Annotated in this window: 8 protein-coding genes; 5 read left to right on the plus strand and 3 right to left on the minus strand. The window is 68.8% G+C overall.

Translation table 11 applies throughout. From position 1 onward, the window contains the following. Positions 1 to 19: 19 nt before the first annotated feature. From VMD50_RS07565 to VMD50_RS07580, 4 genes are all read left to right on the plus strand, one after another. On the plus strand, positions 20 to 1,234 hold the full coding sequence (locus tag VMD50_RS07565) for a cytochrome P450 (RefSeq protein WP_325426404.1): 1,215 nt from the start codon (positions 20 to 22) through the stop codon (positions 1,232 to 1,234). Positions 1,235 to 1,325: 91 nt separating this feature from the next. Then, positions 1,326 to 2,810, plus strand: a complete 1,485-nt coding sequence (locus VMD50_RS07570) for an aldehyde dehydrogenase family protein (RefSeq protein WP_325426406.1) — start codon at positions 1,326 to 1,328, stop codon at positions 2,808 to 2,810. Between the two features lie 172 nt (positions 2,811 to 2,982). Further along, positions 2,983 to 4,128, plus strand: a complete 1,146-nt coding sequence (locus VMD50_RS07575; protein ID WP_325426408.1) for a thiolase family protein — start codon at positions 2,983 to 2,985, stop codon at positions 4,126 to 4,128. Between the two features lie 47 nt (positions 4,129 to 4,175). After that, complete coding sequence (locus VMD50_RS07580; RefSeq protein ID WP_414686023.1) at positions 4,176 to 4,934, plus strand: enoyl-CoA hydratase-related protein; 759 nt, start codon at positions 4,176 to 4,178, stop codon at positions 4,932 to 4,934. A gap of 16 nt (positions 4,935 to 4,950) precedes the next feature. Here the strand turns inward: VMD50_RS07580 and VMD50_RS07585 are convergent, their stop codons facing one another. The 3 genes from VMD50_RS07585 to VMD50_RS07595 are packed head-to-tail and all read right to left on the minus strand — an operon-like array spanning position 4,951 to position 7,567. Continuing rightward, entirely contained in the window at positions 4,951 to 5,967 is a 1,017-nt protein-coding gene (locus VMD50_RS07585; protein WP_325426418.1) for an NAD(P)/FAD-dependent oxidoreductase, read from the minus strand. Further along, a complete protein-coding gene (locus VMD50_RS07590) occupies positions 5,961 to 6,464 on the minus strand; it encodes an isoprenylcysteine carboxyl methyltransferase family protein (RefSeq protein ID WP_325426412.1) in 504 nt (167 codons plus the stop codon). The genes VMD50_RS07585 and VMD50_RS07590 overlap by 7 nt, the downstream gene beginning before the upstream one ends. Positions 6,465 to 6,478: 14 nt before the next feature. Continuing rightward, positions 6,479 to 7,567, minus strand: coding sequence for a type III polyketide synthase (locus VMD50_RS07595; RefSeq protein WP_325426420.1), 1,089 nt, complete (start codon positions 7,565 to 7,567; stop codon positions 6,479 to 6,481). Positions 7,568 to 7,623: 56 nt separating this feature from the next. On the opposite strand from VMD50_RS07595, the gene VMD50_RS07600 reads away from it, so the two are divergent. After that, on the plus strand, positions 7,624 to 8,207 hold a 584-nt coding region (locus tag VMD50_RS07600), incomplete at its 3' end, for an NAD(P)H-binding protein (RefSeq protein WP_325426414.1).

An 8,207-nucleotide genomic window follows, 5' to 3' on the forward strand; every position in this document is an offset into this window, starting at 1 on the left:
AGCGGACTGAGGAGCAGTGATGGAACAACTATTCGACGACCTGGAAGACTTCGGCGCCTTCGACGACGCCGTCTCCGGCGACGTGCGCGACCCCTACACCGAACTGGCGCGACTGCGCCGCGAGGAGCCGATTCAGCGCCTGGATGTCTCCGGGATGCCCCACGAGGAGTCCAAGCCCGTCTTCATCGTCTACCGCCACGAGGAAGCCCAGCAGATGCTGCGCGACAACGAGACGTTCTCGTCGGCGGCCGTCATCGCCGCGTTCGGGCCGGTGCTGGGCGAACGGGTGATGCTGGGCATGGACGAACCGGTGCACGGCCGGCTGCGGTCCCTGGTGTCAAAAGCGTTCTCGCAGAAGGCCTTGGCGCGCTGGGAGGACCAACTGGTCGGACCGGTGGGCAATAGCCTGATCGACAAGTTCGCGGCCAACGGCAAGGCGGACCTGGTCAAGGAGTTCACCTTCGACTACCCCAGCCAGATCATCGCCGGCCTGCTGGGCCTGCCGCGGGAGGACTACCCGCAGTTTCAGCGCTGGTCCATCTCGTTGCTCAGTTGGATCCTGAATCCCGAGCGCGGCCTGGCCGCGTCGGCCGCGCTGTGCGACTACTTCGCGCCGATCCTGCAGGCTCGCCGCGCCGAGCCCCGCGACGACCTGATCAGCGCGCTGGCCCGGGCCGAGATCGACGGGGAGAAGCTCGAGGACGAGGAGATCTACTCGTTCTTGCGGCTGCTGCTGCCCGCCGGGGTGGAGACGACGTACCGGGCGCTGGGCAGCCTGCTGTTCGCGCTGCTGTCCGATCCCGCGCAGCTGGATGCCGTCCGCGCGGACCGGTCGCTGCTGCCGCAGGCCATCGAGGAGGGGGTGCGCTGGGAACCGCCGCTGCTCACCATCACCCGGGTCGCCGCCCGCGACACCGAACTCGCCGGGGTGCGGATACCGGCCGGGTCGACGGTCATGCCGATGCTGGGGGCCGCCAACCGGCAGGAGGACCGCTACCCCGACCCGGACACGTTCGACATCTTCCGCCAGGCCAGGGGACACCTCGGCTGGGGCCACGGCGTGCACGTGTGCCTCGGCATGCACCTGGCGCGCCTCGAGATGCGCACCGCGGTCAACCTTCTGCTCGACCGGCTGCCGAATCTCCGGCTGGACCCCGCCGGGGGCGACCCGCACATCCGCGGGCAGGTCTTCCGGTCGCCCACCGCGCTACCGGTGCTGTTCGATCCCCGGTAGCCAGCCCTCCCGGAGGTTGGACCTTGCCAATTGGCTAGTTTCCGGTAAGGCTCTCCGTAGCCCCTCCGCGACTCAGAAGAGAGTGACAGATATGACCGAGGCTGTAAAGGTTCGCTTCGAGCCCAAGATGATGATCGACGGCAAGCTCGTCGAGGGCCGGGCCGGCACCTTCACCAACATCAACCCCGCCACCGAGGAGCCGCTCGGCGAGGTAGCCGACGCGTCGAAGCAGGACATGCACCGGGCGATCGACGCCGCCCGGCGCGCCTTCAACGAGACCGACTGGTCGACCAACCGCGAGCTGCGCAAGCGCTGCCTGCTGCAGCTGCACGAGGCGATCGAATCGGAGAAGGAGGAACTGCGCGAGGAGCTCATCCTCGAGGTCGGCTCCCCCCGGGCGATCACCTTCGGTCCCCAGCTGGACGCCCCACTGGAAGACGGGTTGAAGTACCCCGCCAGGCTGATCGACGAGTACGCGTGGGAAACCGACCTGGGCGACAAAGTGATAAGCCTGACCGGAACGCTGACCACCCGCAAGGTTTGGCGTGAACCGGTGGGCGTGGTCGGCGCGATCGTGCCGTGGAACTTCCCGTTCGAGGTCACCATCAACAAGCTCGGCCAGGCGCTGGGCACCGGCAACACCGTGGTGCTCAAGCCGGCGCCCAACACGCCGTTCAACGCGACCCGCCTCGGCCGGCTGATCGCCGAGAAGACCGACATCCCCGCGGGCGTCGTCAACGTCGTCACGGCGTCGGATCACTTTGTCGGCGAGGAGCTCACGCTGTCGCCCAAGGTCGACCTGATCTCTTTCACCGGCTCGACCGTGGTCGGCCAGCGGATCATGGAAAAGGGCGCGGCGACGATGAAGCGGCTGTTCCTGGAACTCGGCGGCAAGTCGGCCACCATCGTGCTGGAGGACGCCGATTTCGGAGCGGCATGCGCGATCGGCATCGCGCCGTGCATGCACGCCGGGCAGGGCTGCGCGAACCCGACCCGGATGCTGTTGCCGCGGTCCCGCTACGACGAGGGTGTGGCGATCCTCAGAAGCATCTACGAGAACGTCACGTGCGGTGACCCGCAGGACCCCGGAACGCTGTGCGGCCCGGTGATCTCGGAGGTACAGCGCAACCGCGTGATGGGCTACATCCGCAAGGGCGTCGAAGAGGGCGCCACCGCCCTGGTCGGCGGGCCGGACGCGCCCACCGGCTTCGACAAGGGATTCTTCGTCAGGCCAACGCTTTTCACCGACGTCGACAACTCCATGACGATCGCCCAGGAAGAAATCTTCGGCCCGGTCCTGGCCGTCATCCCGTTCGACGACGAGGAGGACGCGATCCGGATCGCCAACGACAGCAAGTACGGGTTGGCCGGCAACGTGATGTCGGGCTCGCTGGAGCGTTCGCTGGCGGTGGCCCGCCGGATCCGGGCCGGTTTCATGGGTGTCAACGGCGGCGCCCCCTACGCCGCTGACACCCCGTTCGGCGGCTATAAGTACAGCGGGGTGGGCCGCCAGAACGGTGTGGTCGGGTTCGACCAGTACACCGAGGTCAAGTCGGTGGGGTATCCCGCCGGGTAGGTGTGCGCCGCGACCGACCAATGGGCGACTTTCGAATGCGGTAGCACATGCGCTACCGGATTCGCGGGTCGTGTAGCGGTCTGTTCTCGGTACCGGTGGGGCCCCGGCCTTCGCCCGTCCAACCCCTTGGTTGACAATCGACGGAAGACCTCTACGTCAAAGGAGAATCACCATGCCTGAAGCCGTCATCGTCGAGGCAGTCCGCTCACCGATCGGCAAGCGCAACGGCGGGCTGTCGGGGGTGCACCCGGCCGATTTGTCCGCACAGGTCCTCAACGGGCTGGTCGACAAGGCCGGCGTCGACCCCGAGATCGTCGACGACGTCATCTGGGGCTGCGTCATGCAGGCCGGCGAACAGGCCCTCGACATCGGCCGCACCGCGCTGCTGGCCGCGGGCTGGCCCGAGACGGTGCCCGGCGTGACCGTCGACCGCCAGTGCGGGTCGAGCCAGCAGTCCATCCACTTCGCCGCGGCCGGCGTGGTCGCCGGGCACTACGACGTCGTCGTCGCCGGCGGTGTCGAGTCGATGTCGCGCACGCCCATGGGCGCGTCGCTGGCCGGTGGCGGCAACCCGTACCCGCAGGGTTTCAAGGACCGATACCGCCAGACGCCCAACCAGGGGCTGGGCGCCGAGATGATCGCCGAGCAGTGGGGCCTCGACCGCACCGCGCTCGACGAGTTCTCCCTGGGATCGCACGAAAAGGCCGCCGCCGCACAGGATTCCGGCGCGTTTGACGACCAGATCGTCGGCATCAAGGATCAGGACGGGAACGTGGTTCTGAAGGACGAGGGCATCCGCCGCGGCACCCCGATGGAGAAGATGGCGTCGCTGAAACCGGCCTTCAAGGAGGACGGGGTCATCCACGCGGGCAACTCCTCCCAGATCTCGGACGGCTCGGCGGCCATCCTGTTCATGTCGGCCGAGAAGGCGAAGTCGTTGGGGCTCAAGCCGATTGCCAAGGTGCACACCGCGACGCTGGCGGGCGCCAACCCGGTGATCATGCTGACCGCGCCGATCCCGGCGACCCAGAAGGTGCTCAAGCGCTCCGGCCTCTCCATCGGCGACATCGGGGCCTACGAGGTCAACGAGGCGTTCGCGCCCGTCCCGCTGGCGTGGCTGAAAGACATTGGGGCCGACGAGAAGAAGCTCAACCCCAACGGCGGTGCCATCGCACTGGGCCACCCGCTCGGCGGTTCGGGGGCGCGGTTGATGACCACCCTGCTCTACCACATGCGGGACAAGGGGATCCGCTACGGCCTGCAGACGATGTGCGAGGGCGGCGGCCAGGCCAACGCCACCATCGTGGAACTGCTGTGACCGGTGCCGGCGAGCCGGCGGTCCTGGTCGAGCGCCGGGGCAACGTCATGGTCATCACGATCAACCGGCCCGAGGCGCGCAACGCCGTCAACAGCGCGGTGAGCATCGGTGTCGGGGACGCGCTGGAGCAAGCCCAGCACGACGCGGGAGTGCGGGCGGTGGTGATCACCGGCGCCGGCGACAAGTCGTTCTGCGCCGGGGCCGACCTCAAGGCGATCTCGCGCCGGGAGAACCTGTATCACCCCGACCACGGCGAGTGGGGCTTCGCCGGCTACGTGCACCACTTCATCGACAAGCCCACGATCGCCGCGGTCAACGGCACCGCGCTGGGCGGCGGCACCGAGCTCGCGCTGGCCAGCGACCTGGTGGTCGCCGACGAGCGGGCCAAGTTCGGGTTGCCGGAGGTCAAACGCGGACTGATCGCGGCCGCGGGCGGCGTCTTCCGGATCATGGACCAGCTGCCCCGCAAGGTGGCGATGGAGCTGCTGTTGACCGGCGAGCCGATCACCGCCCCCGACGCCCTCGACTGGGGCCTGGTCAACCAGGTCGTCACGGAGGGCTCCGAAAAAGTCTCCGTGCTCGACGCCGCCCTGGCCCTGGCCGCGCGGGTGACGGTCAACGCGCCGCTGTCGGTGCAGGCCAGCAAGCGCATCGCCTACGGGGTCGACGACGGTGTCATCACGGGCGACGAGCCGGGCTGGGAGCGCACCGTGCGCGAGATGCGCGTCCTGATCAGGTCCGAGGACGCCAAGGAGGGGCCCCTGGCGTTCGCCGAGAAGCGGGAGCCGGTCTGGCAGGCGCGCTAGAGGGGGCGAGCAGGGATCAGTGCGCCAGGACGTTCACCGCCCACCCGAACACGGCGGGCAGCGTCGCGGACGCCGGCACGATGGCACGCCGCATCACCGGCGGCGCGCTGGCCAGCACGAGCCCGCGGGTGAGCAGCCGGTAATTGCGGGTGACCCGGTGCCAGGCGGCCTCGTAGGACGACGGCGCGTCCTTGGCGATGGCGTCGACAGCCGCGGCCGCCTGCTTGACCGCGAGGCTGATGCCTTCGCCCGTCAGCGCGTCCTCGTATCCGGCCGCGTCGCCGACCAGCAGCACCCGCCCCGCGACGCGGCGGGAGACCACCTGGCGCAGCGGCCCGCAGCCGCGGGCCTGCCCGCGCCCGGCGCCCTCCAGCTGCCCGGCCAGCCACGGGAACCAACCCAGGTCGGGCCGCCCGCCGGACAGGATGGCCACGCCGACCAGGTCGGGCTCCACCGGCGTCACGTACGCCTCACCCCACCGGGACCAGTGGACCTCGACGAACTCCGACCACGCCGGCACCTTGAAGTGCCACCGCACGCCATGGCGGCGCGGTGTTCCGGCCGTGGCTTTGATGCCGACGGCGCGCCGCACGGCCGAGTGCAGCCCGTCGGCCCCCACCAACCACTTCGCGCGCACCCCCGCGGCCGTCACGCCGTACGCATCCTGCTCGACGCTCGTCACCCGCGTCCGAATCCATTCGGTGTCTTGCTCTTTGGCCCTCGCCGCCAGCGCCGCGTGCAACGTGGTGCGCCGCACGCCGCGGCCCGGCCCACCGCGAAACAGCGCCTCCGCGCGGCGATGCTCGCTCACATAGGCGATCCCGCGGAAGGGCATGCCGGCCGGGTCGACGCCGAGCGATGTCAGCTCGCCCAAACCGCCGGGCATCAGCCCCTCGCCGCACGCCTTGTCGACGGGACCCTCCCGCGGTTCGGCCACGATCACCGAAAGCCCAAGCCGCCGAGCGTGCAACGCCGTCGCGAGGCCGCCGGGACCACCGCCGACGATCAGCAGGTCGGTGTCGTAGTTCATGATGTGTAGCCCAGGGCCGAGTTCTCCACGTGCAGACGCACGCCCAGCAGCATCGCGTTGGCCAGCGTGAAGATGGCGGCGGTCAGCCACGCCGTGTGCACCAACGGCAGCGCCAACCCCTCGGCCACCACTGCAACATAGTTGGGATGGTGCAGCCATCGGTAGGGGCCCTCGCGCACCAACGGCGCATTCGGCAGCACGATCACCCGGGTGTTCCACCGTCGCCCCAGCGTCGTGATGCACCACCACCGCAGCACCTGGCTGAGCGCCGCGATGGCCAGCATCGGCCAGCCCAGCCACGGAATGAACGGCCGGTGCAGCGCCCACGGCTCGATGACGCAGCCGAGCAGCAGCGAAGTGTGCAGGACGACCATCACTGGGTAGTGCGACTGACCAAATTCCTTGGCGCCCTGGGTGAAAGACCATTGCGCGTTGCGCTTGGACACCACCAGCTCCGCCACCCGTTCGATGGCGACCGCAAGGATCAGCAGGTAATACATAGCGTTATCGAGCCCTACCAGCTCAGCAGGACGAGTTCGGCGGAGAAGCCCGGTCCCATCGCGATCATCAGCCCGATCGAACCCGGCGACGGTGGTTCGGCCATGGTGGCGTGCAGTATATCAAGTACCGACACCGACGAGAGATTTCCGTTGTTGCGCAACGAGTTTCTGGTGGCCTCGAGGGCATCCGGCGGTAGGTCCAGTACGTCTTCGACCGCGTCGATCACCTTCGGGCCGGCGGCGTGCAACAACCACGTGGAGACGTCCGTCGTGGTCAGTCCGTGATCTGCGAGGAAGGCGCGGACGTCGTCGCCCAGGAATTTCTCGACGATGGTCGAGATCTCGACGGACAGGACGATCCCGAACCCGTTGCTGCCGATGTTCCAGCCCAGCACGTCTTCGGTGTCCGGGTAGGTCCGGCTGCGGGTGGCCAGGAGCTTCGGCCCTACCGCTCCCCGGTCGGCTCCGGTCGCGATGACGACACCCGCGCCGTCACCAAACAGGCTGGAAGCCACGAGGTTTGGGATCGAAATGTCCTGCCGCTGCACCGTCAGCGAGCACAGCTCGACAGCCAGCAACGCCGCCACATCGTTGGGGAACGCGCGCAGGTAGTCGTGCACGCGGGCCATGCCGGCCGCGCCGGCGACACAACCCAGGCCGAACAACGGGATCCGTTTGACGTCCTGGCGCAGGCCGATCCGCGTCGCCAGCCGCGCCTCCAGCGACGGCACGGACAGCCCGGTCACCGTGGTCGAGAAGACGGCGTCGACCTGCGACGGCCTGACCTTCGCCTGGTCGAGCGCGGCCAGCATCGCCTGCTCGGACAGGCCGAGGGCGATTTCGATGTAGGCGTCGTTCGCCTCGGTGAAACCGCTGAGCTTGCCGTACCGCGACAGCGGCAGCGCGATGTTTCTGAACTCCACCCCGCTGCTGAGCGCGAAACGCCGGAACTCCGGACCGGCGAAGTCGGTCAGCGCGCCGATGGTTTCGTCCTGCGTGTAGCGGTTCGGTGGGAATGTGACGGCCACGCCCGCGACGGACGGGTCCGCTGTTGCTCTGTTGCTGCGCACGCGCGTAGAAGCGCCCCCGGTGATCTCCTCCATGCCGGGGTCACGGTGCCGACGCCGCATCGGTTCAAATCCGTGGCTAGTGTCGGGGTATGCGGATCTTGGTCACCGGCGCCACCGGCTATGTCGGATCGCGCCTGGTCACTGCGCTACTGGGGGATGGGCATCAGGTCATGGCCGCCACCCGAAACCCGCAGCGGCTCAAGCGTTTAGGTTGGTTCGACGACGTCACGCCTGTCACCCTCGACGCGTCGGATCCGGCGTCGGTGCGGGCGGGCCTGGCCGCCGCGGGCCCGATCGACGTGCTGTATTACCTGGTGCACGCCATCGGCCAGCCCGGCTTCCGCGACGCCGATAAGGCCGCGGCCCGCAACCTAGCGAAGGCGGCCCGGGACGCGGGTGTGCGGCGCATCGTCTACCTGGGCGGCTTCGTGCCCTCCGACGAGGCGCTGTCCGAGCACCTCGCCAGCCGGGCCGAGGTGGCCGAGGCCCTGACGGTCGAGGGCGGGCCCGAACTGGTGTGGCTGGGCGCGGCGATCATCATCGGTGCCGGCTCGACGTCGTTCGAGATGATGCGGTACGTCGGGGACCGGTTCCCGCTCATCCCGGTACCGAGCTGGATGGACAACCCGATCGACCCGATCTCCATCCGCGACGTGCTGCACTATCTCGTCGC

It is taken from the genome of Mycobacterium sp. (assembly GCF_035506235.1).
GTDB lineage: Bacteria > Actinomycetota > Actinomycetes > Mycobacteriales > Mycobacteriaceae > Mycobacterium.